The organism is Bacillus nitroreducens, from assembly GCF_964021195.1.
Window position 1 is genome coordinate 2,346,406 of sequence record NZ_CAXHYI020000003.1, and the last position, 25,666, is coordinate 2,372,071.

The window sequence follows — 25,666 nt, forward strand, 5'->3', positions numbered from 1 at the left end:
ACATGGTTACCTTTTTAAGCATGGCAAATATTACAGAAGGGACGCTAACTTTGTTCCAATAATCGGTATCCTTCTTACTTCTTCTTTCGTAAGAAGTTTAAATAGAAATAGGAAAATTACATAGATAACCGATGTTACACCAATTGCAGCAAGTGTTCTAACTCCTAGGGATTGATCCACGAAGAACATTTGATAGAAGTAATGACCACAAATCCCAGACAGTACCATCGTGACACCACTCTTAAGGTAGTCCTTAATATAAAAACTATACGAGATTGCCTTTACAATCGTCGAAAAATGGAGCAATGTAACGAGCATCATCCCAATGACAATTGCAAGAGCTGCTCCCATAATACCTAGAGAAGGCCGTGTCGCAAGGATAAAAATGGCGGCAGTTTTGATCGCATTTCCAATAAAGCTATTGATCATTGCTGCTTTCGCTAAATCAAGTGCTTGTAGTGTTGCTTGAAGCGGACCTTGAAAATAATAAAAGATAAAAAATGGTGCCATTACCTTTATATAAATGGCCGAATTACTATTTCCGTACATAAGCTCCATTACTGGTGAGGCAAATACATATAATACGACAATAGATAAGCCGCCAGAAACAAGAGATAAACGTAAAGCTTGTTTTAGTCGGTATTCGATTAATAAGGATTGTTTTTTTGCTGCTGCCTCACTTATATAAGGAACAAGTGCAGTGGAAAGTGAGGTCGTAATAAACGATGGTAGCATAAGAAGTGGTAAAGCAAAACCAGTCAATTCTCCATATTGCCTTGTCGCCATATGGGTGACTACACCTGCGATGGCCAGACTTTGAGCCACAACAATCGGTTCCAAAAACCATGATATTGAACCAATTAATCTACTACCCAATGTAGGAACAGCTATACGGGTCAGATCATTAAACGTATCTTTTCCGTTCCTAGCAGACTTGAAGAAGTTTTTCCGAATGCGGATACGTTTTTTCATTTTAAACATCAAAAATAAATAAATGAGCGACATTAATTCTCCGACAACAGCTGATAGCATCGCACCAGCTGCGGCATATTCAATGCCATAAGGTAAAAATGCTTTCGTAAATACATAAACTAATGTAATCCTGACGACCTGTTCGATCACCTGTGAGTAGGCAGGTGGTTTCATATTTTGTCGGCCTTGGAAGTAACCACGTAATACAGATGAAATGGCTACAATTGGTACAATTGGAGAAATGGCTAATAAAGGATAATACGTTCTTTGGTCAGTCAGTAATGTTTCAGATAATAAAGGAGCAAGAAAAATCATCAAAGGTGTAAAGATAATACTAAGTGTTCCAGTAATGGATAGAGAAACAACTAAGATTTTTTTTATCTTTCTTCTGTCTCCTTGTGCTTCCGCTTCAGCTACCAATTTTGATATGGCAACAGGCAAACCCATCTGAGTTAAAGTAATGGTGAGAACAAAAGTAGGAATTGCCATCATATAGAGCCCTACGCCTTCTTCTCCAATAAGGCGTGCGACAACAATTCTATTAATAAATCCTAATATTCTTGTAATAAGTCCAGCAATAATTAAAATTAAAGTTCCTTTAAGGAATGTTTGCTTTGACAATTCATTTTCCCTACCTTCTCAAAAAAGGTGATATCATTTACAATTAACTATATGCTTGGTAGGTGGCCAAGCATGACAAGTATTCATGAGTTTTAGTGAAATAACGGGAGAGATGACAAATGGGCCAAGTAGAGATTCATATGTATGACAAGTATCGCGAAAAAGTTCGTCCATTTTTAAAAAGTAAGCTGGAAGAATTTGAACTGTATGGATATGACAGTGTGAAAGAGGAAGAGTTATGGGATTTTCTGAAAAGTAAAACATGGAGAAAAGAAAAGGAAGAAAAGCTGTTATACCAAATAGTTAGTGATATTTTAAGTATTAAAGTTGGAGATTACATGAACTATGCAACAGTGGAAGCCTTTAAAGCACCCAATTGGTTCGAAGGTGAAGGAAAAGATGTACTTGAAAAATTACTATAATCTGCTTGGATAAATAGTTGGATGTGGCGTGAAAATACACAAAAAGCTGTGATTGACATGAAATTCCTATTGTTTCATAATTGTTAGGAGGGCCATTGGACAGGCTCATGTTTTCTTAAATGAGTAAAGGCTTCTGGCGCTCATTGCGCTTTTCTTATATAAAGGAGGATATACATACTTATGGTTAAAAAAGGCCGCATCGTGGTATTTTTTGTACTAGTATTACTCTTTGGTGGTTTAATTGGGTTTACTGGAACAGATACTGCAAAAAATATAAAGTTAGGACTCGACCTTCAAGGCGGGTTTGAAATCCTCTACGAGGTAAAACCTGCAAAAGAAGGCGATGTTATTGATAGAGAAGCGTTAGTAAGTACGGTAAACGCTTTAAACAACCGTGTAAATGTATTAGGGGTTAATGAACCTAATATCCAAATTGAAGGGACAGATCGCGTACGTGTCCAGTTAGCGGGTGTAGAAGACCAGGAAAAGGTACGGGAAATATTATCAACCCAAGCGAAGCTAACCTTCAGAGATGTAAATGACAACGTATTGCTTGACGGCTCTCAATTAGCGCAAAACGGTGCTAGTCAGGCCTTTGATGAATTGGGAAGGCCAGCCGTATCTTTAACTGTTCAAAATCCAGAGGACTTAAAAAATGCTACTCAAAAAGTCGTTGATCAAGCACCTAACAATTTAATGGTCATCTGGTTAGACTTTGAAGAAGGTGTAGATTCATTTGAGGCTGAAAGACAGAAGCCGAATCCAAAGTTCTTATCTGCTGCAAGTGTTAATCAAGTGTTTAACTCAAAATCAGTTTCAATTGAAGGTGATAACTTTACAGTTGAGTCTGCTAAGGAACTAGCTTCCCTATTAAACGCAGGTGCACTTCCTGTTGATTTAGAAGAGATTTACTCCACCTCGGTGGGAGCCAAATTTGGTGAACAAGCTCTCAATAAGACCGTGTTCGCAGGGGCAATCGGGATCGCATTAGTTCTACTATTTATGCTTGTTTTTTACCGTTTCCCAGGATTAATTGCGTCCATTACATTAAGTGTTTTTGTTTATTTGAACTTACTTGTATTTGATTGGATGAATGCGGTCCTCACCTTACCAGGTATTGCTGCTTTAATCCTTGGAGTAGGTATGGCGGTTGATGCAAATATTATTACCTATGAACGAATAAAAGAAGAAATCAGGTCTGGTAAATCAATTTTATCAGCCTATCGTGCAGGTACTAAAAACTCCTTACTAACTATATTTGATGCGAATATCACTACAATTTTAGCTGGTACGGTCTTATTTATATTTGGTACAAGTGCTGTAAAAGGTTTTGCAACTATGTTAATCGTAAGTATTTTACTAAGCTTCTTAACTGCGGTTTATGGTAGCAGACTGTTATTGGGATTATGGGTAAATAGTAAGTTCTTGAACAAGAAGCCAGGTTGGTTTGGTGTCAAACAAAGTGAAATCCGCAATTTAGCTGATGCTGATGAAGAAGGGAATTATCCTACTCGATTTGACCGTTTTGACTTTGCAAAGCATAAGAATAAATTCTTCATTGCATCAGGAACAATGGTTATCGCAGGTATCGCCATACTCGTTATTTTTAAATTAAATCTTGGCATTGATTTTGTCTCGGGAACACGTCTTGAAGTACTAGCAGACCAACCGATAACTCAAGAAGAGTTCACAGATGAAATTAGTAAGCTCAACTTAGAGGCAAAAGAAATTATTATTTCTGGAGATAATAATGATATCGGTGTTGCGAGGTTTGATGAGGACCTATCAAAAGATCAGGTTAACGATATAAAAGTTCATTTCAATGAGAAATACGGTGCTGATCCGAATGTAAGTACAGTTTCACCAACAGTTGGGAAAGAACTTGCTCGGAACGCCTTTATTGCTAGCTTAATTGCAATGGTTGGTATAATAATCTATGTTGCATTCAGGTTTGAGTGGTTAATGGGATTAGCGGCTGTAGTAGCACTTTTCCATGATGCATTCTTTATGATAGTAGTCTTTAGTGTTACTCGTTTAGAGGTGGATGTTACATTTATTGCAGCCATCTTAACGATAATCGGTTATTCCATTAATGATACAATCGTTACTTTCGATAGAATTCGTGAACTATATAAGAAGAAAAAGCGTATTAAAGCATACGAAGATATTGCAAGTGTTGTAAACGCTGGTTTAAGACAGACATTAGGTCGTTCAATTAACACTGCGATAACTGTTATCTTCACAAGTGTTGCATTAATGGTATTAGGTGGACAAGCTATTACGAACTTCTCATTTGCTTTAACGATTGGGTTAGTTGCTGGTATGTATTCATCTCTCTTTATAGCCGCACAGTTATATTTAGTTTGGAAAACAAAGCAATTAACGAAAAAACGTTCTACAAAGACAGAAGCAGAACCACAAGTTTAAACGTAAAGAGTCGTGATTTTTTCACGACTTTTTCTCATTTTATCTTGATGAGTTATGATTGTTTTTGGATACACTAAAAATCATGTTCGTTACGTATTCTCAAACTTACAAGGGGAGGATGAGGATTTTTTGCAAAAGAATGACCGCTTTAAACAAGCAGAAAAAGCGATAATCATTGGAGTTGTGGGGAATATCATATTGGCTATTATTAAATGGGTGGTTGGGGTACAGGCGAATAGCCGTGCACTTATTGCCGACGCAGTCCACTCTGCCTCAGATGTAGCGGGTTCAATCGCTGTATTCGTTGGAGTGAAAGCTGCAAAAAGACCACCAGATGAGGATCATCCTTATGGTCATGGCAAGGCTGAATCTGTCTCTGCTATCATCGTGGCAGTCCTGCTAGCGCTAGTTGGATTTGAAATTGGTCAAGCATCAATAGAAGCATTTTTTAAGCCGATCGATGTTCCAAAATCAATCGCCATCTATGCGGTGTTATTTTCTATTATTATTAAAGAAATCATGTTTCGTTATAAATATAATCTTGGTAAAAAGATAAATAGCGATGCCCTCATTATAAATGCATATGATGATCGATCTGATGTATTTGCATCACTTGCAACCTTAGTAGGAATTGTAGGAGCTATTCTTGGAGGATATCTCGGTATTGATTGGCTCGTATATGCTGACCCTGTAGCGGGCTTAGTTGTAGCGGTCTTAATATTGAAAATGGCTTGGGAATTTGGAACGGAAGCGATACATAATACATTGGATCATGTTTTACACGATGAAGACACAACTGAATTTCGGGAGACGGTATTGACTGTTCCAGAAGTTATGAAGATCACAGAGCTTCACGCACGTGAACATGGGCATTATGTGATTGTGGATCTTAAAATCTCAGTTGATCCCTATATGACTGTAGAAGAAGGACATAGGGTAGGGAAAAGGGTAAAGGCGAAGTTGATGGAATTTCCGCAAGTTCAAAATGTTTTTATTCATATTAATCCTTATTCAGATGATGATTGAAAAACTGACACAAAAAGAATCTTAAATGTCAATCATTGTAACGCAAGATTTGCACCGGTATAATAGTGTGGTTAAGGGGTGAATCTATTTGTTACAATCTAAAACACGTTGGAAAGTAAATGAATACAACAAGATAGCAGCAAATCTACTAGTGGAAGAGCTGCAGGTTACACCTCTAGTAGCTTCCCTGCTAGTGAGTAGAGGGCTTACAACCGTTGAATTAGCACGTGAATTTTTAGAACCAGAACACCTTGAGTTTCATGATCCATTTTTACTTAATCAAATGGCTACCGCCATTGAACGTATAACAACAGCAATCGAGAATGGAGAACAAATTTTAGTTTTTGGTGATTATGATGCTGACGGTGTTAGCAGTACAACTATTATGGTCACGGCCTTAAAAGAAAAAGGGGCTAATGTTGATTTTTATATACCAAATCGATTTACAGAAGGTTATGGTCCAAATGAAGCGGCGTTTCGTTGGGCAAAATCAGAAGGGTTTTCTCTAATTATTACAGTAGATACAGGGATTTCAGCCCTACATGAAGCAGAAGTCGCAAAAGAGTTAGGTATCGATTTAATCATTACAGATCATCATGAGGTTGGTCCAGAGTTACCTGTTGCAACAGCTATTATTCATCCGAAAATCCCAAACAGTCATTATCCCTTCAAAGAATTGGCTGGGGTTGGAGTTGCTTTTAAAGTGGCTCATGCGTTACTTGGTAAAGTACCGTTAGATTTATTGGATGTGGCTGTTATTGGGACAATTGCCGATTTAGTACCTTTACATGGGGAAAATCGTCTGATTGCCAAAAAGGGAATTCAGGCTTTACAACATACACAGCGACCAGGTTTACAAGCCTTATTGAAGAAGGCGAAAATCGAATCGAATGATATCTCAGAGGAAACAGTCGGTTTTGCAATTGGTCCAAGAATTAATGCGGTAGGTCGCTTGCAATCAGCAGACCCTGCGGTTGATTTATTATTAACAAACGACCGTGAAGAGGCAGCTTTTATTGCCGAAGAAATTGACGAACTGAATAAAGAAAGACAGCAATTGGTCAATCAAATGACACAGGAAGCAATCAGGGAAGTAGAGGAACACTATCCACCCATTGCTAATTCTGTATTGGTGATTGCAAAGGAAGGCTGGAATCCTGGGGTTATTGGGATTGTTGCATCTAGATTAGTTGATCGCTTTTACCGACCAACAATTGTCCTAAGCATTGATTCTGAAAAAGGATTGGCGAAAGGATCCGCAAGAAGTATAGTAGGTTTTAATCTTTATGAAAGTCTATCAACTTGTCGTGATATATTGCCACATTTTGGTGGGCATCCTATGGCTGCAGGAATGACGCTAAAGGTAGACGATGTAGCGGACCTTAGAAATCGCCTTAATACAATTGCAAATGAAGTATTAACGCCAGAGGATTTTCAACCAATTACAATGGTTGATGCCATTTGTCGGATTGAGGATATAACAATTGAAACTATATTAGAAATGAACAAACTAGCACCATTTGGAATGGGTAATCCAAAGCCGACCGTTCAAATAAACGATGTTAGTATCAATAACATCAGACGAATCGGAGCAGACCAAAGTCATTTGAAAGTTGTGCTACAAGATGATCCCAATTCCCTAGACGGAGTCGGCTTCGGATTAGGACATGCTTGTGACGGAATCTCTCCGTTATCTAAGCTATCGGTTATTGGTGAATTGTCTATCAATGAATGGAATAATATTCGCAAGCCCCAAATCATGCTTCAAGATCTTGCTGTAAATGAATGGCAATTATTTGATATTCGTGGGATGCGTGATTTTTCTTCCTATCTCGAAAAAATGAACGATGACCATCTCGAATTAATTGCTTTTTCAAATGAAACGATCCAAAAGCTAAATTTAACTCATCAAAAAATATCTGTCATATCAACGTTGGAAGAAGCAAAAGAACAGCAACTTGATTCTAAGCATATTGTTCTTCTCGATTTACCAACTGATGATAAAATATTAAAGGCTTTATTTGATCGAGGTTTTCCAAATCGAATATATACATTATTCTTTAATGAACAGGATCATTACTTCAGTACAATCCCGACAAGGGAGCATTTTAAATGGTTTTATGCATTTCTTGCAAAAAAAGGTCCATTTGATATGAATCGCTATGCTCATGATTTAGCAAAATATAGAGGATGGCGCAAAGAAACAATTGAGTTTATGTCTCAGGTGTTTTTTGAATTAGATTTTGTTAAAATAGAAAATGGATTTATTTCCTTATCAAATCAAATCAAGAAAAGAGACTTAACAGAATCGAGAACATATCAACTAAAAGCAAAACAAATTGAATTAGAACAGCAATTATTATATTCATCCTATCAACAATTAAAACAATGGTTTGATAATATTAATAAACGCTCGCATTCGCTTGAGGAGGCAATTATATAATGGATTTAAAACAATATATTGAAATAGTTGAAGACTATCCAAAGCCAGGAATTAAATTTAAGGATATTACGCCTTTAATGAATAATGGCGAAGCATATAAATATGCTACAGATCAAATTGTGAAGTATGCAAGGGAAAAAGAAATTGACCTTGTGGTTGGACCAGAGGCACGTGGATTCATTATTGGGTGTCCAGTCGCATATTCTCACGGTGTTGGCTTTGCTCCTGTTAGAAAGGAAGGAAAACTGCCTAGAGAAGTTATTAGAGTTGAGTACGGCTTAGAGTATGGAAAAGATGTTCTTACAATTCATAAAGATGCTATTAAACCAGGTCAACGAGTTCTAATTACAGATGATTTATTAGCAACTGGTGGAACAATAGAAGCAACAATCAACTTGGTTGAACAGCTTGGCGGCGTTGTAGCAGGGATTGCTTTCCTTGTTGAGCTCACATACTTAGATGGTCGGAAGAAGTTAGACGGTTATGATGTCTTAACCCTTATGCAATTTTAAAGCGCTCCTTATAGAGTGCTTTTTTTAATAGAGGATCTTTTCTAAGAAATTTTTGGTTTTGATCCAATTGCAAGTCTAGTTGATTTGAGAAAAAGTTCCACCTGAAGCGGGAGTCAACGAATAAAGAGCAATAAAGTATACGTAAATAGTCATAATAGATTTCTAATGGGAACTCGTCTTTTACAGTTTTTTTACTACTGTAAGCAATATTTCTGTCATTTCCCTTTACAACTTTCAAGATTTTCAAGATAATAGTAACAATATCAAACTCTCTGTGTTATTCAAAAATGATTCAAAGAAGTGATCTTTGAATCTTTAATTTCTAAAAAGGTGATATAATCCATGGCAAATGAACAGGTCTTAACTCCTGAGCAAGTGATAGAAAAGGCAAAAAAATATTTAAATCAAGAGGATATTAAGTTTATTGAGCGTGCATATCTATTCGCCGAAGATGCCCATAAGGAACAATTCCGTAAGTCTGGTGAACCGTACATCGTTCATCCAGTACAAGTGGCAGGTATATTAGTGGACCTTGAAATGGACCCTTCAACGATCGCTGGTGGCTTTTTACACGATGTAGTGGAGGACACCAATGTCACTCTCCAAGAAATAAGTGATGAGTTTTCGTCAGAGGTGGCCATGCTTGTTGATGGGGTTACAAAACTAGGAAAAATTAAATTTAAATCCCAGGAAGAACAACAGGCAGAAAATCATCGGAAAATGTTTGTGGCTATGGCACAGGATATACGTGTCATTCTGATCAAATTAGCAGACCGCTTGCACAATATGCGTACACTAAAACACCTACCACCCGAAAAACAGCGGAGAATCTCAAATGAAACACTTGAAATTTTTGCTCCTTTAGCACATCGCCTCGGGATCTCAAAAATTAAATGGGAGCTTGAGGACACAGCTTTACGTTATTTAAATCCTCAGCAGTATTATCGAATTGTCAACCTAATGAAAAAGAAACGTGCTGAACGTGAGGAATATCTCGATGGTGTTATTGACGAAGTAAAAGCACGAGTGGAAGAGGTATCGATTAAAGCTGAAATCTCAGGTCGCCCAAAGCATATCTATAGTATTTATCGCAAAATGGTTCTGCAAAATAAACAATTTAATGAAATTTACGACCTTCTTGCGGTTCGGATTGTAGTAAAAAGCATTAAAGACTGTTATGCAGTTCTAGGGATTATCCACACTTGTTGGAAACCAATGCCAGGCAGGTTTAAAGATTATATAGCCATGCCAAAGCCAAATATGTATCAATCCCTTCATACAACGGTAATTGGTCCAAAAGGCGATCCACTTGAAGTGCAAATTCGTACAGATGAGATGCACCAAATTGCGGAGTATGGGATAGCGGCACACTGGGCTTATAAAGAGGGCAAGCAGGTAAATCAGCAATCATCATTTGAAGAAAAATTAACTTGGTTCCGTGAAATTTTAGAATGGCAAAATGATGCTTCAAATGCTGAAGAATTTATGGAATCTTTAAAAATTGACTTATTTTCCGATATGGTTTTCATCTTTACACCGAAAGGCGATGTTATAGAACTTCCTTCTGGTTCTGTCCCAATTGATTTTGCATACCGAATTCACTCTGAAATTGGTAATAAAACCATTGGTGCGAAGGTAAATGGGAAAATGGTAACCTTGGACTATAAACTTAAAACGGGAGATATCGTAGAGATTTTAACTTCTAAACACTCCTATGGTCCAAGTCAAGATTGGATTAAGCTTGCCCAGACTTCACAGGCAAAAAACAAGATTCGCCAATTCTTTAAGAAACAACGCCGTGAAGAAAATATTGAAAAAGGGAAAGAACTTGTTGAAAAAGAGATCCGTAACCTTGAATTTGAGGTAAAAGATATTTTGACACCTGAAAATATTAAACGGGTTGCTGAAAAGTTCAATTTTTCTAACGAAGATGACATGTATGCTGCCATCGGGTTCAACGGAATTACAGCTGCTCAAATTGCAAATCGATTAACGGATAAATTAAGAAAACAGCGAGACCTTGAACAAGTTGTAGAAACAGTGTCAGAGGTTAAGCAAGTCTCGACCCGCTCGAAAAGACGGGATTCAGGGGTGCAGGTACAGGGGATTGATAACTTACTCATCCGTCTCTCAAGATGCTGTAACCCAGTTCCTGGTGATGAAATTGTCGGATTCATTACAAAAGGTAGAGGGGTTTCCGTACATCGTGCCGATTGCCCAAATGTGCATACGCAGGATGCGAAAGCGCGCCTCATTGAGGTTGAATGGGAAAGTAATTTAAATGATCGAAAAGAGTTTAATGTTGAAATTGAGATAAGTGGGTATGATCGTCGTGGCTTACTGAATGAAGTACTACAAGCTGTAAATGAAATAAAGACAGATATATCAGCTGTATCAGGAAAATCTGATCGAAACAAAATGGTAACCATTAATATGTCCATTTCCATTCAAAATGTAAGTCACCTTCACAAGGTTGTTGAACGGATTAAGCAAATTCGTGATATCTATTCTGTTAGACGTGTTATGAGTTAAGAAAGGAATTTGTTATGAGAGTTGTAGTTCAACGTGCTAAAGATGCAAAAGTATTGGTTCAAAATGAAGTAGTAGGTACTATTAATAATGGATTGATGCTACTAGTAGGTATCACTCATTCAGATACATTAGAGGATATAAAATATGTAGCAGATAAAGTTGTAAACTTGCGCATTTTTGAAGATGAAGCTGGGAAAATGAATTTATCCCTTCTTGATGTAAAAGGAGATATTCTTTCTGTCTCCCAATTTACTTTATATGGAGATTGTAGGAAAGGTCGACGCCCAAACTTCATGGATGCTGCAAAACCTGAATATGCTGAAAAAATGTACGAACTTTTCAATGCGGAGCTCCGTGAGAAAGGTGTTCATGTTGAAACAGGTTCATTTGGAGCGATGATGGATGTCCAATTTACTAATGTTGGTCCTGTTACATTAATCATTGAAAGTAAATCAGAGAAATAAGTAGATCTATAGCACTATACAAAGAGAAAGCCTCAAAAGCGATATGCTTTTGAGGCTTTCTTCTGTAGAAAAATCTATTGTCCTTTAAAATATTGTGCGAGGCCATAAAAGATTCCATTAGAGACTTTCTCCTGGAAACTATTTGTATTAACAGTATATTCCTCGGTTGGGTTACTCAGAAATCCTAATTCCAATAACACTGAAGGATTGCGATTTTCTCGTAACACTTGGTAATTTCCTTGTCGGTGCTGTCTATTTTTAAAGCCAGTGTTTTTAATTAACTCTTTTTGAATATTAGAAGCTAGGCTAACATCGATATTTTTATAATAGTAGGATGTGATCCCTCGGACACTGCGGTCATTCACACTATCATAATGAATACTTAGAAAGGCGTCAGCATTTCGATAATGCGAGATACTCACCCTTGAACGTAAGCTTACATAATTATCACTATTTCGTGTCATAACCACATTTGCACCTGAAGCATTAAGTTTATCAACGACCATTCTGGATGTACGTAAGTTGAGATTTTTTTCATAAGTCCCACTTACTCCAATTGCCCCACTATCGTTTCCACCATGACCTGGATCAATGACAATGGTTTTTCCTTTTAAGTATTGATTAATACTAGGTCGTTCGACAACTGCTGTGTTTCCATTCACTGAAACTAGCCATCCAGCAACAAATCCAATTTTATTACCAGAAAGGTTTATTTTATACCAGTCACCTTCTTTTGCAACCAATGAAAATGAATCCCCTTCGTTTGCACGTGCAATGACTGAATGTGAGGTTGATGCACCTGAACGTATATTTGTACCATTGTATAGGATTTTTACAGCTTCTTTTTCCTTGTTTGGTGTTTCAGTAGTCTTATCAAGCTGAATGTCTAAGTACCAACTTGCGATCCAGCCCTTTTTCCCATTTGATAGTGTAATACGACTCCAGTTATTGACTTCCTCTTCTATGGTTACTTTATTGCCTTTTTTCAAACTTCCAATGACTTTTCCAGAAAGTGAACCACTGTCTCTAACATTTAAGCTAGATGCTGTCACGATACCAATTTTCCCTTGATTTGTTGGACTTTGGGGTGGTGCAGCAGGCTGGGATGGTTTTTCCCCAGTCGATGTAATACCTGTTATGTAGTCCCTATGTATCCATGCTGAGCCCTTACCAAATTTAATTTCGACCCAGCTTTCTCTTTCATTTGTAATTGTAACTTTTGCATTTTGTTTTAGTTTTCCAATTATTCGACCCTGCAAATTAGGTTGATCTCGTACATTCAAGATGGAAGCAGTAACAGTACCTGTTTTAGTACTTGAACTGGAATTTGAACCTGAGTTCGAATTTGAGGAGCCAGTTGTCTGTTTTGTTGTGATAAATTCCGATGATACCCAACCAATATGTCCTCTTAACGAAATTTTTGTCCAATTTTCATTTGCCTCAATAAATTCAGCTTCGGTTCCTTTATTTAACGAGCCGATCACTTGGAAACTTGTCCCAGGGCCACTTCGAAATCTAAGTCCATCTACGGTTGATACAATTTTAGATGAAGATACGTTAGGTGTTTGATTGGACTTGTTTTCTTTGATGAGCCAATTTGCAACCCAACCAGTTTTTCCTGAAGAAAGTTGCAACTTAACCCAATCATTCTTTCTTTCAATAATCGTATATTTTTCTCCTTGTTTCACTTGCGCGGTTCGTGCATAGGAGAGGCCAGGACCTTCTCTCACGTTTAAGACAGGGGTATCGATGATTGCAACTGTCTCAGCATTCGTGAGTTGTCCAGAATACGTCGTAATTGAAAAAACAAATGCAAGTACAGACGCAAGTCCCAATTTAAAAATCTTGTGTAACACGTAAAATCCTCCTTGAATAGAAAAGCGCCAAGGCGCCAGCTTAGGACAACAGGCATAAGCCAAGAGCTAACCAGAGGTTGAATTCCCCTAAAGAAACGATTGAACTATACCCGAGAGCCAATGGCGCCTGGTGCTAGACATTAGTCTAAGTTGTACATTATACACCTTGAAAAAAACATAGCTTTATAAAAATTCGACATAAAACTAAAAAATCCTGTTTTAGAAGAAAGAAAATCTTAAAAAAGGGAAAGATAATTCTATCAAGAAAAAGGGGCGAATAGGATGAGGTTTAGTGAGAAAAGCAACAATGTTCAGAATACAGGCGGGAGTGTATTTGGTGTAGATTTCCATGACTTTATACAAAAAGAACAATCATCCACCTATGTAGAATTAGCGAGTGAATTTGGTGTTTCTGTTAAAGATGTACGAAATCTAAAAAAACAACTACATCGTTCGTAAAGACTTTAATAAATCTAGGCTCTTATCAAAAAGATTATTGCTGACGGATAAAACAAACCTATTGATTGCAGCGGAAGGTGGTGACTCCAGCTCAGAGAAGAGTGAGACTTGAGCCCCACAGGAGCGTTTAGCGACTTGTCCGGTTGCAGCGGCTAGAAACTCGAGAAATTTCAACTCTCCTTCAGAGGTAAAATACGCCTCTGAAGGAGGAGTCTCCGACGAACAGGACGTGGCAATTTTAGTCGTACAATTTTCTCGTTTTGAGTGCAAGCCGCCTCCATATATCATTGAGGAGGCTCAAGCCACGCCTGCGGAAGAGTCGACCTGAAGTGGAAATCAATAAATTTAACACTTAAACTTGACATTAATCGAGTTCATACGTATGATAGTATAAAATTCTACAAATATTTGAACCAATGATGAGGAAAAGTAGGTAAGACTACACATGAATAGAGAGGGAATGTCGTGGGCTGAAAACATTCCTACATGATGACTTATTGAAAGAACACCTCGTAGGTTTCACTTTGAAAGAGCTAGTGCTTTAGTAGGAGATGAACGTGTCAGGCGTTAACTGATTGAGTGAAGACTAAACGAAAGTCTCCAAACGACCAAGAGGCAATTGGACGAAATAGTAAGTGTTTTGTGAAACGTAAGTGTGCAGTAATGATGCGCAGAACAAAAGAAGCTTACAATGAGACTTTCATTTTTTGTTGTTTAGTTTTAACTAGGGTGGCACCACGGGAATTCAAGCTCTCGTCCCTACAATATTTATTGTAGGGATGGGAGCTTTTTTATTTTTTAGTTGTGTAGTAAGGAGGAGTTTAGTAATGGTAAATATTCCTAGAGGAACGCAAGACATTCTTCCAGGTACTGTTGAAAAATGGCAATATATCGAGGAAAAAGCTCGAGATATATGCAAAAGATTTAATTATAAAGAAATCCGGACACCGATATTTGAACATACAGAACTATTTTTGCGAAGTGTAGGTGAAACAACTGATATAGTCACGAAGGAAATGTATACCTTTGAAGACCGTGGTGAACGAAGCATGACACTACGACCAGAAGGAACTGCTGCAGTTGTTCGCTCATATGTAGAAAATAAAATGTTCGGTAACCCATCGCAGCCGACAAAGCTTTATTATTGTGGTCCAATGTTCCGTTATGAACGTCCACAGGCTGGTCGTTACCGTCAGTTCGTTCAATTTGGTGTTGAAGCACTAGGCAGCAATGATCCTGCGATAGATGCAGAAGTCATCGCACTCGCAATGGAAATCTACAAATCACTTGGATTGAAGAAGCTAAAGCTTGTTATTAATAGCTTAGGTGATCAATCTAGTAGAAGTGCTCACCGTGATGCCTTAATTGCTCATTTTTCACCGAGAATTGATGAGTTTTGTGGTGATTGTAAATCAAGACTAGAGAAAAATCCAATGCGAATACTGGATTGTAAAAAAGACCGTGACCATGAACTTATGCGTACGGCTCCGTCCATTCTTGAATATTTGAATGAGGAATCTAGTGAGTATTTTAATAAAGTACAAACCTATTTAACAGACTTACAAATTGAATTTGAAGTAGATTCTGGCCTTGTCAGAGGGTTGGATTATTATAATCATACTGCGTTTGAAATTATGAGTAATGCTGAAGGTTTTGGTGCAATAACTACATTATGTGGTGGCGGACGATATAACGGATTAGTTGAAAATCTTGGGGGTCCTGAAACGCCTGGTATCGGATTTGCCTTAAGTATTGAGAGACTTTTAGCAGCCCTGAATGCAGAAGAAATCGAGTTACCAGTGGAACAACGAGTAGACTGTTATGTTGCTGCAATTGGGGATGGAGCATCTGCGAAATCAGTATTGCTAGTAAATGAACTTAGAAAAGCTGGATTAGTTGCTGAGAAAGACTATTTACACAAAAAAGTAAAAGGCCAATTCAAAGCGGCAGACCGGTTACAAGCAAAATTTGTTGCTATTTTAGGTGATGAAGAATTAGAACGAAATATGATTAATGTCAAAAATATGGAAACAGGCGAACAAGAAGAAATTCAAATTGATCAATTTATTTCATATATACTTGAAAAAAGCTACTAGGAGTGGGAAACATGTTTGGAAGAACGTACTATTGTGGTGAAATCACCGAACAGGCCATTGGTGAAAAAGTAACATTAAAGGGCTGGGTTCAAAGACGAAGAGACTTAGGAGGCCTCATTTTTATTGATTTAAGAGACAGAACTGGGGTTGTCCAAATTGTATTTAATCCTGAAGATTCAAAAGAGGCTTTGGAAATTGCAGAGTCTGTTAGAAGCGAATATGTATTGGACGTAGAAGGAACGGTTGTCGCGCGTGAGGAATCTACGGTAAACAATAATATTTCAACTGGGAAAATTGAAATCAAAGTTTCGGACGTGACGATTATAAATGAAGCTAAGACACCACCATTTATGATTGAAGACCGTACAGATGTTTCTGAGGATTTGCGTTTAAAATATCGCTATTTAGATCTTCGTAGACCTGCCATGTTTGAAACGTTTAAAATGCGTCATAATGTTACGAAATCGATTCGTGACTATCTTGATGGTGAAGGATTCCTGGATATTGAAACGCCAATTTTGACAAAGAGTACTCCAGAAGGAGCACGCGACTATCTTGTACCAAGCCGTGTACACCCAGGAGAATTTTACGCCCTTCCACAATCGCCGCAAATTTTTAAGCAGTTATTGATGGTTGGTGGGTTTGACCGTTATTATCAAATTGCCCGTTGTTTTAGAGATGAGGACTTACGTGCGGATAGACAACCAGAATTCACTCAAATTGATATTGAAACGTCATTCATGAGTCAAGAAGACATTATTGCAATGGCTGAGCAAATGATGAAAAAACTAATGAAGGATGTTAAAGGGCTTGATCTCGAGCTTCCTTTACCACGATTAACCTATAATGATGCGATGAACCGTTATGGTTCAGATAAACCTGATACACGATTTGAAATGGAATTAATTGATTTATCTGAGATTGTAAAGGATAGTGGCTTTAAAGTATTTAGTAATGCAGTGGCAACTGGTGGGCAAGTTAAAGCAATCAATGCAAAGGGTGCTGCAACTAAATATACAAGAAAAGACATTGATGGCCTCACTGAATTCGTGAATCGTTACGGTGCAAAAGGACTTGCATGGTTAAAGGTTGAGGAAGATGAATTAAAAGGTCCAATTGCGAAGTTCTTTGATGAAGAAGAGCAGAATTCGTTAAGAGCCGTTTTAGAAGCTACAGCAGGAGACCTTCTCTTCTTTGTGGCAGATAAAGCAAATGTTGTAGCAGATGCACTTGGCGCTTTACGTTTGAAACTTGGAAAAGAGCTTGATTTAATTGATGAGTCCAAGTTTAATTTCCTTTGGGTGACGGATTGGCCATTGTTTGAGTTTGATGAGGAAGACGGTCGTTATTATGCGGCACATCATCCATTTACTATGCCTGCCAGAGAGGACCTTGAACTTCTGGAAAGTAAGCCATGGGAAGTAAAGGCTCAAGCGTATGACCTTGTTTTAAATGGGTATGAATTAGGTGGAGGTTCACTTCGTATTTTTGAACGTGAAATTCAAGAAAAAATGTTTAAAGTCCTTGGTTTTTCAGAGGAAGAGGCAAAAGAACAATTTGGCTTCCTAATGGAGGCATTTGAGTATGGGACACCACCACATGGTGGAATAGCACTAGGATTGGACCGACTAGTGATGCTATTAGCTGGTAGAACAAACCTACGTGATACCATTGCATTCCCTAAAACAGCAAGTGCAAGTGATTTATTAACGGATGCTCCAGGTGAAGTAAGTCAAGCACAATTAAACGACTTGTATTTGTCGTTAAATGTTCGAAAATAGCGAACAAAATCCCTTTTGGTCAACTTGTAAAACACGCACGTCGTGTGGTACGATTGTGACATAAAGTTAGAAGTCCTGATGTGTTGGTCGTATATCCTATTGTTTTGACCGAACAATAGTTTATACGGGAACCCGGAGTTTTCGCATCTGCGTAAATGCCTCAACCTTTACTTAAAAGAGGACTTACAAAGATTGAAACAGGGTGCCCACCTGCGGAGAGCGGGTTCAAAACTGAGGCATCGACGGCACGATTGGGACTTCTATAAAACTCCATATACATGTTATACCCTGTTTACCATTTGTAAACAGGGTTTTCTATGTTAAAAAATATACTTGAAAAGAATAGGAAACATGTTGTATTCTATTTCAGGTAAAAATAGAAATGTTAGATGAATTTGTACCTAATGGAGTTGAAGAGATGTTACACCAATTTTCACGTAATGAATTAGCAGTAGGAAAGCGCGGAGTGGATATTCTTAAAAATAGTACCGTTGCTGTCCTAGGAGTAGGTGGAGTAGGTTCTTTCTCAGTAGAGGGACTCGCACGATCTGGTGTTGGACGATTAGTTCTTGTTGATAAGGATAATATCGATATCACAAATATAAACCGACAATTGCCTGCCTTACTTTCTACAGTTGGACAATCCAAGGTAGATATTATGAAAAAACGTATTGCTGACATTAACCCTGAGTGTGAAGTCATTGCACTTAAAATGTTCTATACGGAAGAAACATATGAGGAATTTTTTAGTTATGACTTGGATTTTGTCATTGATGCCTCAGACACGATTATGTATAAGATTCATCTCATGAAAGAATGTCTTAAACGTAATATTCCGATTATCTCAAGTATGGGTGCGGCAAATAAAATGGATCCGACACGGTTTAGGATTGCTGATATATCAAAAACACATACAGACCCAATGGCAAAAGTGATTCGAACAAGGTTACGTAAAGAAGGTATTCATAAAGGAATTCCTGTTGTCTTCTCAGATGAAAGTCCAATTGTTATCCGTGAAGATGTCCGTCGGGAAATTACAGATGAGAATGCGAAAATTCGTAAAGCAAAAATGCCACCATCTTCAAATGCTTTTACACCGTCAACTTGCGGTTTGATTATGGGAAGTTATGTTGTTAAGGAATTACTTAAAGATATTAAAATAAAGAGGGTTAAGGACGAATAAAGAAACGTGGCGTTTAGGCCACGTTTCTTTATGTCATGTACTTGAGGACATCTGTATGAAGTTGAGATTACAAGCCAATCACTTTTGATAAGAAAATGTACCTTTATTAAAGACCACTTCATGTGCTTATTTGCCCTGGCATTTTGCCCCTTACAGTTTTCTATTTAGCCAACTGCTCTAGATTTCCGTTTTTGTCCATTCGAAACGTTGGTGAGTTACGGTCCTCTGAATCCTCAAACATTACTAAGCGTCTTGCACGATCCATGATTTGTACAAGTGCTTGGTAGTCTTCTTGAATGATAGTCTGTTGCTCTGTTAATTTTTCAAGTTTTTTCTCAAGTTCCTTTGTTTGTTTTTTTAACGATTCATTTTCTTTACGTAAGCGATCATTTTCCATTTCTAATTGATTCGATAGAAGGTCATTACTTCGTAAAGAAGACAAGAAAGAAATGCAATCTGTAAGTGTAATGGAGTTTGATGAAGGAACTAACTCTGCTGAGACCTCTTCAGTGTATATAGGGTTAGATGTAAGGGTTTCAGCTACAGTTGTTTCCTCTTTTACAGGATCTACATGATTAGTTGTTTTTGATTTTTTATTCAATCTCTCTAATGCTCTTTTTCTTTCTTTCCGTTGCTTTTTCGCAATTGCAATGGCTTGTTCGTAATTATTACGAACCTCTGCATTCCATCTGAACCCACATGCTGCAGATGTACGATTTAATTTATCTCCTACTTCATCAAATGCTGCTAATTGAGTTCCGCCTTCGCGAATATAGCGCAAAACCGTTTCTGCCAGTAAGAGATCGTCTTCATGTGACCATGCATCCTGTCTTACTTTCATAAAACCAGCTCCCTATTAAATAGAATTGATAGATTATTTCTTTATATCTAGCATGACCATGTTCCTATTTTTTATACATTTACTAGTTTTATGAACTTTAAAAATACAGCTAAAGCAGTATCCTTCCCGTTATTCGAAATGTAAATAATTGTAAAGGTTTCTCGTAACCTAAAAAAAGGGAACTTTTTCATATCTAATCCGTATGTAGTAATTGAGATCGTTCAAAATGGTAATATTGCGAACGTATATAAGTTTGTAAAAAATCTAACAAACTGATAGGAGGAAAAAATGTGCAACCAGTTTTGCAATTGAAGAATGTTAAAAAAACAATTGGCCGGAAGGATATCATAAAAGGTATTACTTTTGATGTATATGCTGGAGAAGTTTTTGGTTTCTTAGGGCCAAACGGTGCAGGGAAAACAACGACAATTCGTATGCTTGTTGGACTCATGTCAATTACAGATGGTGAAGTGATTATAAAAGGAACCAATATTGCGAAGAACTTTGAAGAAGCCGTTCGACATATTGGAGGGATTGTTGAAAACCCAGAGATGTATAAATTTTTAACAGGTTATCAAAATCTTCTTCATTATGCCCGTATGGTGAAAGGCGTAACGAAGGAAAGAATTCAGGAAGTGACAGAGCTTGTTGGGTTAGGCAAAAGAATTAATGATAAAGTCAAAACTTATTCTCTTGGGATGCGTCAGCGCTTAGGGGTGGCACAAGCGTTATTACATAGTCCTTCCATTTTAATTTTGGATGAGCCGACTAATGGTTTAGACCCTGCTGGAATTCGAGAAGTTCGAGATTATGTTCGAAAACTTGCTAGAGAAGAGGGTCTCTCGGTCATTGTTTCTAGCCACCTACTTTCAGAAATGGAAATGATGTGTGACCGAATAGCCATTATTCAAAATGGTGAATTAGTGGGTGTTCAGAAGGTCAATGATTTTGTGAATGAAGAGTCACGTATTCGAGTTCAATTTAAAGTTGGAGATAATGAAAAGGCAATGTCGATTCTTTCAAAGGATTTTCCAACAATTGAAGCAAATCAAACTGAAAATGGAATTGAACTCTTGGTTGATCATGAATTGATTCCAGAAATAAATGCGTGTCTTGTAAAAAATGAGATTCAAGTATATGGAATTCTACAGCTATCAAAATCACTAGAAGACCGATTCTTAGAGGTAACAGGGGGTAGCGGAATTGAGTAATATCATGAAACTAATTCAAAATGAAAATATGAAAATTTATCGTCGTGTCTCAACTTGGATCATGCTTGTCATTCTTGTCGGGGCAGCATTAATTGTAGGTATTGTTATGAATGTAGCAATCTCAGATTATGTCGATGAAAATTGGAAGCAAAATCTCCAACAACAAAATGAGACTTTAAAAGCGGAAATCGAGAATGAAGCTATTCCAGAGTTAGACAGGGAATCCTATGAAAAAAATCTAGCAATAAATGAGTATCGCATCGAGCATGATATAGAACCTACAAATGCTAAGTCAATATGGACCTATATGAGCTATACGGCGGAAATTGTTTCATTAATTACATTGTTTACAGTGGTTGTCGGGGCGAGTAGTGTTGCGTCTGAATTTACGTGGGGAACGATCAAGTTATTATTAATTCGTCCTGTTTCAAGAGCTAAGATTTTGCTTTCAAAATATATGGCAACAATTTTGTTTGCATTATTTTCCTTAATCTTGTTATTTGTCGTTTCATTCCTAATAGGGAGTATATTATTTGGAAGTGGCGGTTCTACTCCACACCTAGTATATAAAGATGGTGCAGTACATGAAGTTCATATGGTTGCACATATTTTAGGTATCTTTGGGTTAAAATCAGTTAATTTAATCATGATGTCGACTTTTGCTTTTATGATTTCAACGATATTTAGAAATAGTGGGCTTGCCATTGGTTTGGCCATCTTCTTAATGTTTGCAGGAGTAAATGCTACAGCACTTCTTGCAATGAAATTTGATTGGGCAAAATATATCCTATTTGCGAATACGGATTTATCCCAATATCTCACTGGTTACGTTTTAGTTGAAGGAATGACAATGACATTTTCAATTGTCGTTCTGATCATCTATTTTGTTATCTTTAATGCACTTACATGGATTGTCTTTATGAAACGTGATGTAGCGGCATAACTTAAACCTTCCGAGGTGATTTGCTATCACAGAGAGAGATAGGGCTTTGAGGATAGTCAATAACAAAAGAGGGAGAGAAATAGCAAGTACTATTTCTCTCCCTCTTTTTGTAGTTGTTCCAGACGGTCATAGACTTTTGCGAAATACTTTTCTTGACCATTTTGTTTAGGTTTGAAATATTTTCTGTTTTTTAATAGATCTGGTAGGTATTGCTGCTTTACCCAACCATTCGGATAATCGTGAGGATATTTATAATCGATCCCATGTCCAAGTTCCTTTGCACCGTTATAATGGGCATCTCTCAGATGAAAAGGAATTTCTCCAATATTGCCTTTTCGAATATCTTCAATTGCTTTATCCAGAGATCGATAAGCACTATTTGTCTTAGGTGATAAACATTGTTCAATGACTACATTTGCAAGTGGGATTCTTGCTTCAGGCAATCCAAGGCGCTCCACAGCCTGACATGCAGCGACCGTACGAACACCAACCTCAGGTGCAGCAATTGAGATATCTTCGTATGCGATAACTGTAAGTCGTCTGCAAATCGAAACTAAATCGCCGCCTTCAATAAGTCTTGCTAAATAATGCAAGGCTGCATTAACATCGCTGCCTCGAATACTTTTTTGTAGACAAGAAAGCAATGAATAGTGAAGATCTCCGTCTTTGTCATGAGAAAAACCTTTATTTTCCACACATTCTTTCACAAGTTCTATTTCTACGACAATTTCTTCATTGTCTCTTGATTTCGAAGCCATTACGACATCTTCTAACACATTCATTGCAGAACGCGCATCTCCTTTTGTAGAAGAAGAAATGAGGTCAATGGCTTCCTCAGAAATTGAGATTTGCAAATGTCCTAAACCCCGTTCTGAATCTTTTAGTGCACGCAGAACTAATTCCTTAATATCATCTTTAGTTAGAGGGCGAAGTTCCTTAATCTGGCCACATCTACTCCGAATAGCGGGATTTACATCATGAAATGGATTTTCCGTTGTAGCGCCAATTAATGAAATTAAGCCCCGTTCTACATGGGGAAGTAAATAGTCTTGTTGTGCTTTGTTAAAACGGTGAACCTCATCAATGAAGAGGATCAGTTTACCTTCTGCTTTAGCAGTTGAAACTGCGTCTTCGATGTCCTTCTTTCCAGCAGTTGTAGCATTAATAGAAATAAATGGCATATCCACAGTGCCAGCAATTGCGGTTGCAATCGATGTTTTTCCAATTCCGGGTTCACCATAGAGCAAAATAGAGGGAACGTGTCCATTCCGTATCATTCTATATAGAGCCGTGTCTTTGCCGATAATATGCTTTTGTCCAAGAATTTCTTCAATATGCTTGGGGCGCATCCGATACGATAAAGGTGCTTCGATTAGTGATTCAAAAAGCAAATAATTCATCCCCTTATCCAACAATCATTAAGTATAACGTTAATTTTATCATACGTTTCGAAGGGGAAAAATTCAAATACATTGCAATTTATGTTATAATGTCGTGAGTTTAGAAGTAATCGAAACAGTAAATAAAGAGAAGATGTACAACAATGAGAGACACGAGAGACGGAGTGAAGAAAAATGGGAGTTCAGACGAGCTTTAGACACCACATGTTGAAGTGGTCTACTTTTTTTATTGGCATGCTCATTATGTCGTTAGGAATTGTTTTAATTATTAAAGCAGATTTCGGAGCAGCCCCTTGGGATGTTTTGCATATCGGACTTTTTAAACAAATCGGTCTTACGATTGGTACTTGGTCAATTATTGTCGGCTTTTTTATTTTGTTCCTTTCCTCATGTTTATTAAGACGTCTCCCACAGATCGGTGCGTTATTAAATATGCTATCAATTGGTGTTTTTATTGATATGTTCATGATGGTACCGTTCCTGGTAACACCTGAATCCTATGTTGGAAAGTTGATCATGTTACTATTAGGTTTACTTGTGAACGGGTACGGAATGGGAATCTATATCTCAGCCAAGGTGGGTGCTGGCCCAAGGGATAGTTTGATGTTAGCACTAACCGAGCTTACCAAGTGGAAAGTACAATATATTCGTTCGGGAATGGAGATTATTGTATGTACAATTGGTTGGTTATTAGGTGGACCTGTTTTTATCGGAACCTTAATATGTTGTGTAGGAATTGGATATATTGCGGGATTCGCATTGCCACAATGCGGGCGGATGTATGATGCATTAAAACGGAAACTGGACAAAACACCAGTAATCGAAGTGAATCATTTTAGTAATTAGGGGTGTAAGAAATGAAAATATCAACAAAAGGAAGATATGGTCTAACCATCATGATTGAACTAGCAAAAAATCATGGAAAAGGACCTATCTCATTAAAAACAATTGCTGGAAAACACGAACTTTCTGAACATTACCTAGAACAATTAATCTCCCCATTACGAAATGCTGGATTGGTAAAAAGCATTCGAGGAGCATACGGAGGCTATATTTTAGGCGATGAACCCGCAAAAATTACAGCGGGAGATGTTATTCTCGTGCTTGAGGGGCCAATTAGTCCTGTAGAAGTGTTAGAGGATGAAGAACCAGCGAAACGGGAATTATGGATAAAAATCCGGGACGCTGTTAATGAAGTGCTAGATAGTACAACGCTTGAGGATTTAGCAAGCCATAGTGATGGCGATGATGCATATATGTTTTACATTTAATCAAGATATGTAATAATCTTTAAGTTACTTCTTAAAAAAGGAGAGCACATATGAAGCAACACATTTATTTAGACCATGCAGCTACTTCGCCCATGCATCCTGATGTTGTGACGAGTATGCTTCCATACATGACAGAGGTTTTTGGCAACCCTTCAAGCATTCATTATTACGGTCGGAAAAGCCGTCATGCTGTAGATGAAGCAAGACAAATGATTGCCGACACCATTCATGCGAAGCCAAATGAGATTATTTTTACAAGTGGAGGTACTGAAGCAGACAATTTAGCGATAATCGGAACGGCTTATAAGATGCAGGAAAAAGGTAAGCATATCATTACGTCTGCAATCGAACATCACGCTGTCCTTCATACATGTGAACATCTTGAGAAGCAAGGCTTTACAGTTACGTATTTGCCCGTTAATGAGGATGGACAAGTTTCTGTTCAGGATGTTGAAGCAGCCTTAACTTCAGAAACCATTCTTGTCACAATCATGTTTGGTAATAATGAGGTAGGTGCTCTACAACCAATTAACGAAATTGGAGAACTTCTTCAAGATCATCAGGCAGTATTTCACACTGACGCCGTCCAAGCATATGGACTGGTTGATATAGATGTAAACCAATATAAAATTGATTTACTATCCGTTTCTGCTCATAAAATAAATGGTCCAAAGGGAACTGGGTTCTTATTTATGAGAGAGGATAAAAAGATATTCCCGCTTTTATTTGGTGGAGAACAAGAAAAGAAACGTCGTGCGGGAACAGAAAATGTTGCTGGAATTGTCGGCTTACAAGCAGCAGCTAAGCTTGCAAAACAAACAATGGAAGAAAAGAATGAACTATACCAGGATTTTAAGCAGACATTTGTATCGATTTTAAAAGAACAGAATATCACATTTGAAGTGAATGGTGATTTATCCAAGTCATTACCACATGTGTTAAATATATATTTTCCCGGTACAAATGTTGAGTCCATGCTTGTTAACCTTGATTTAGCAGGGATTGCGGCATCAAGTGGGTCGGCATGCACAGCTGGTTCTATCGATCCATCGCATGTATTAGTAGCTATGTTTGGACAAGATTCAGATAAGATCACATCGTCCATCCGTTTTAGTTTCGGATTAGGAAATACTATAGATGAAATAAAAACAGCAGCATTAGAAACAGCTAAAATTGTGACACGACTTACGAAATAGGAGGTGTAGT

At 37.6% G+C, this 25,666-nt stretch carries 20 protein-coding genes, 1 other RNA gene and 1 other annotated feature; of the genes, 17 read left to right on the forward strand and 4 right to left on the reverse strand.

Features of this window, described 5'->3' with window-relative positions; genetic code table 11:
• Nucleotides 1–30: 30 nt before the first annotated feature.
• Nucleotides 31–1,593: a stage V sporulation protein B gene (gene spoVB / locus ACWPVE_RS15215; protein WP_453994729.1), complete on the reverse strand. Its 1,563-nt coding sequence runs from the start codon at nucleotides 1,591–1,593 to the stop codon at nucleotides 31–33.
• Nucleotides 1,594–1,712: 119 nt separating this feature from the next.
• Here spoVB and ACWPVE_RS15220 point away from each other — a divergent pair, with 119 nt between their 5' ends.
• The 7 genes from ACWPVE_RS15220 to dtd all read left to right on the forward strand — a co-directional run bounded on the left by ACWPVE_RS15220 (nucleotide 1,713) and on the right by dtd (nucleotide 11,419).
• The gene (locus tag ACWPVE_RS15220) at nucleotides 1,713–2,015 is read left to right on the forward strand and encodes a post-transcriptional regulator (RefSeq protein ID WP_453994731.1); all 303 of its coding nucleotides are present in this window, start codon (nucleotides 1,713–1,715) and stop codon (nucleotides 2,013–2,015) included.
• 180 nt (nucleotides 2,016–2,195) lie between these two features.
• Nucleotides 2,196–4,442 carry a protein translocase subunit SecDF gene (gene secDF, locus ACWPVE_RS15225; protein WP_453994733.1) on the forward strand — a complete coding sequence of 749 codons (2,247 nt, stop codon included), beginning with the start codon at nucleotides 2,196–2,198 and terminating at the stop codon, nucleotides 4,440–4,442.
• A 129-nt stretch (nucleotides 4,443–4,571) separates the two neighbouring features.
• Nucleotides 4,572–5,468, forward strand: a complete 897-nt coding sequence (locus ACWPVE_RS15230) for a cation diffusion facilitator family transporter (RefSeq protein WP_453994735.1) — start codon at nucleotides 4,572–4,574, stop codon at nucleotides 5,466–5,468.
• 88 nt (nucleotides 5,469–5,556) lie between these two features.
• The gene (gene recJ / locus ACWPVE_RS15235; protein ID WP_453994737.1) at nucleotides 5,557–7,911 is read left to right on the forward strand and encodes a single-stranded-DNA-specific exonuclease RecJ; all 2,355 of its coding nucleotides are present in this window, start codon (nucleotides 5,557–5,559) and stop codon (nucleotides 7,909–7,911) included.
• Entirely contained in the window at nucleotides 7,911–8,423 is a 513-nt protein-coding gene (locus ACWPVE_RS15240) for an adenine phosphoribosyltransferase (RefSeq protein WP_453994739.1), read from the forward strand. Before recJ ends, ACWPVE_RS15240 begins: the two co-directional genes overlap by 1 nt.
• A gap of 342 nt (nucleotides 8,424–8,765) precedes the next feature.
• A complete protein-coding gene (locus ACWPVE_RS15245; protein WP_453994741.1) occupies nucleotides 8,766–10,955 on the forward strand; it encodes a RelA/SpoT family protein in 2,190 nt (729 codons plus the stop codon).
• 14 nt (nucleotides 10,956–10,969) lie between these two features.
• Nucleotides 10,970–11,419 carry a D-aminoacyl-tRNA deacylase gene (gene dtd / locus ACWPVE_RS15250; protein ID WP_453994743.1) on the forward strand — a complete coding sequence of 150 codons (450 nt, stop codon included), beginning with the start codon at nucleotides 10,970–10,972 and terminating at the stop codon, nucleotides 11,417–11,419.
• A 74-nt stretch (nucleotides 11,420–11,493) separates the two neighbouring features.
• On the opposite strand, the gene ACWPVE_RS15255 is transcribed toward dtd, so the two are convergent.
• Nucleotides 11,494–13,275 carry an SH3 domain-containing protein gene (locus ACWPVE_RS15255; RefSeq protein WP_453994745.1) on the reverse strand — a complete coding sequence of 594 codons (1,782 nt, stop codon included), beginning with the start codon at nucleotides 13,273–13,275 and terminating at the stop codon, nucleotides 11,494–11,496.
• A 282-nt stretch (nucleotides 13,276–13,557) separates the two neighbouring features.
• Here ACWPVE_RS15255 and ACWPVE_RS15260 point away from each other — a divergent pair, with 282 nt between their 5' ends.
• From ACWPVE_RS15260 to ACWPVE_RS15280, 5 genes are all read left to right on the forward strand, one after another.
• Nucleotides 13,558–13,734, forward strand: a complete 177-nt coding sequence (locus ACWPVE_RS15260) for a hypothetical protein (RefSeq protein ID WP_453994747.1) — start codon at nucleotides 13,558–13,560, stop codon at nucleotides 13,732–13,734.
• Nucleotides 13,735–14,141: 407 nt separating this feature from the next.
• Nucleotides 14,142–14,498, forward strand: a binding site (T-box leader).
• Nucleotides 14,499–14,561: 63 nt separating this feature from the next.
• Nucleotides 14,562–15,830, forward strand: coding sequence for a histidine--tRNA ligase (gene hisS, locus ACWPVE_RS15265; RefSeq protein WP_453994749.1), 1,269 nt, complete (start codon nucleotides 14,562–14,564; stop codon nucleotides 15,828–15,830).
• A gap of 11 nt (nucleotides 15,831–15,841) precedes the next feature.
• Nucleotides 15,842–17,611: an aspartate--tRNA ligase gene (gene aspS / locus ACWPVE_RS15270; protein WP_453994751.1), complete on the forward strand. Its 1,770-nt coding sequence runs from the start codon at nucleotides 15,842–15,844 to the stop codon at nucleotides 17,609–17,611.
• A 69-nt stretch (nucleotides 17,612–17,680) separates the two neighbouring features.
• Nucleotides 17,681–17,873: non-coding RNA, 6S RNA (ssrS, locus tag ACWPVE_RS15275), on the forward strand.
• Between the two features lie 156 nt (nucleotides 17,874–18,029).
• Nucleotides 18,030–18,794 (forward strand): tRNA threonylcarbamoyladenosine dehydratase, encoded by a 765-nt coding sequence (locus ACWPVE_RS15280; RefSeq protein ID WP_453997570.1) that lies wholly within the window; start codon nucleotides 18,030–18,032, stop codon nucleotides 18,792–18,794.
• 160 nt (nucleotides 18,795–18,954) lie between these two features.
• Here the strand turns inward: ACWPVE_RS15280 and ACWPVE_RS15285 are convergent, their stop codons facing one another.
• Nucleotides 18,955–19,635 (reverse strand): RsfA family transcriptional regulator, encoded by a 681-nt coding sequence (locus tag ACWPVE_RS15285; protein WP_453994753.1) that lies wholly within the window; start codon nucleotides 19,633–19,635, stop codon nucleotides 18,955–18,957.
• A 290-nt stretch (nucleotides 19,636–19,925) separates the two neighbouring features.
• Here ACWPVE_RS15285 and ACWPVE_RS15290 point away from each other — a divergent pair, with 290 nt between their 5' ends.
• Complete coding sequence (locus ACWPVE_RS15290) at nucleotides 19,926–20,846, forward strand: ABC transporter ATP-binding protein (protein WP_453994755.1); 921 nt, start codon at nucleotides 19,926–19,928, stop codon at nucleotides 20,844–20,846.
• Nucleotides 20,839–21,789 (forward strand): ABC transporter permease, encoded by a 951-nt coding sequence (locus tag ACWPVE_RS15295; protein ID WP_453994757.1) that lies wholly within the window; start codon nucleotides 20,839–20,841, stop codon nucleotides 21,787–21,789. The genes ACWPVE_RS15290 and ACWPVE_RS15295 overlap by 8 nt, the downstream gene beginning before the upstream one ends.
• Nucleotides 21,790–21,878: 89 nt before the next feature.
• Here the strand turns inward: ACWPVE_RS15295 and ACWPVE_RS15300 are convergent, their stop codons facing one another.
• Complete coding sequence (locus ACWPVE_RS15300; protein ID WP_453994759.1) at nucleotides 21,879–23,180, reverse strand: replication-associated recombination protein A; 1,302 nt, start codon at nucleotides 23,178–23,180, stop codon at nucleotides 21,879–21,881.
• A gap of 183 nt (nucleotides 23,181–23,363) precedes the next feature.
• Here ACWPVE_RS15300 and ACWPVE_RS15305 point away from each other — a divergent pair, with 183 nt between their 5' ends.
• From ACWPVE_RS15305 to ACWPVE_RS15315, 3 genes are read left to right on the forward strand one after another with little or no spacing between them, the layout of a single operon-like run.
• Complete coding sequence (locus tag ACWPVE_RS15305) at nucleotides 23,364–24,035, forward strand: YczE/YyaS/YitT family protein (RefSeq protein WP_453994761.1); 672 nt, start codon at nucleotides 23,364–23,366, stop codon at nucleotides 24,033–24,035.
• Between the two features lie 11 nt (nucleotides 24,036–24,046).
• The gene (cymR, locus tag ACWPVE_RS15310) at nucleotides 24,047–24,460 is read left to right on the forward strand and encodes a cysteine metabolism transcriptional regulator CymR (protein ID WP_453994763.1); all 414 of its coding nucleotides are present in this window, start codon (nucleotides 24,047–24,049) and stop codon (nucleotides 24,458–24,460) included.
• A gap of 50 nt (nucleotides 24,461–24,510) precedes the next feature.
• On the forward strand, nucleotides 24,511–25,656 hold the full coding sequence (locus tag ACWPVE_RS15315) for a cysteine desulfurase family protein (protein ID WP_453994765.1): 1,146 nt from the start codon (nucleotides 24,511–24,513) through the stop codon (nucleotides 25,654–25,656).
• The last annotated feature ends 10 nt before the right edge of the window (nucleotides 25,657–25,666 follow it).

Bases quoted from the DNA above. Each gene is read 5' to 3' on its own strand.
- ACWPVE_RS15220 (WP_453994731.1), top strand. From the start codon at position 1,713: ATGGGCCAAGTAGAGATTCATATGTATGACAAGTATCGCGAAAAAGTT.
- secDF (WP_453994733.1), top strand. From the start codon at position 2,196: ATGGTTAAAAAAGGCCGCATCGTGGTATTTTTTGTACTAGTATTACTC.
- ACWPVE_RS15240 (WP_453994739.1), top strand. From the start codon at position 7,911: ATGGATTTAAAACAATATATTGAAATAGTTGAAGACTATCCAAAGCCA.
- ACWPVE_RS15245 (WP_453994741.1), top strand. From the start codon at position 8,766: ATGGCAAATGAACAGGTCTTAACTCCTGAGCAAGTGATAGAAAAGGCA.
- dtd (WP_453994743.1), top strand. From the start codon at position 10,970: ATGAGAGTTGTAGTTCAACGTGCTAAAGATGCAAAAGTATTGGTTCAA.
- ACWPVE_RS15260 (WP_453994747.1), top strand. From the start codon at position 13,558: ATGAGGTTTAGTGAGAAAAGCAACAATGTTCAGAATACAGGCGGGAGT.
- hisS (WP_453994749.1), top strand. From the start codon at position 14,562: ATGGTAAATATTCCTAGAGGAACGCAAGACATTCTTCCAGGTACTGTT.
- aspS (WP_453994751.1), top strand. From the start codon at position 15,842: ATGTTTGGAAGAACGTACTATTGTGGTGAAATCACCGAACAGGCCATT.
- ACWPVE_RS15280 (WP_453997570.1), top strand. From the start codon at position 18,030: ATGTTACACCAATTTTCACGTAATGAATTAGCAGTAGGAAAGCGCGGA.
- ACWPVE_RS15285 (WP_453994753.1), bottom strand. From the start codon at position 19,635: ATGAAAGTAAGACAGGATGCATGGTCACATGAAGACGATCTCTTACTG.
- ACWPVE_RS15305 (WP_453994761.1), top strand. From the start codon at position 23,364: ATGGGAGTTCAGACGAGCTTTAGACACCACATGTTGAAGTGGTCTACT.
- cymR (WP_453994763.1), top strand. From the start codon at position 24,047: ATGAAAATATCAACAAAAGGAAGATATGGTCTAACCATCATGATTGAA.
- ACWPVE_RS15315 (WP_453994765.1), top strand. From the start codon at position 24,511: ATGAAGCAACACATTTATTTAGACCATGCAGCTACTTCGCCCATGCAT.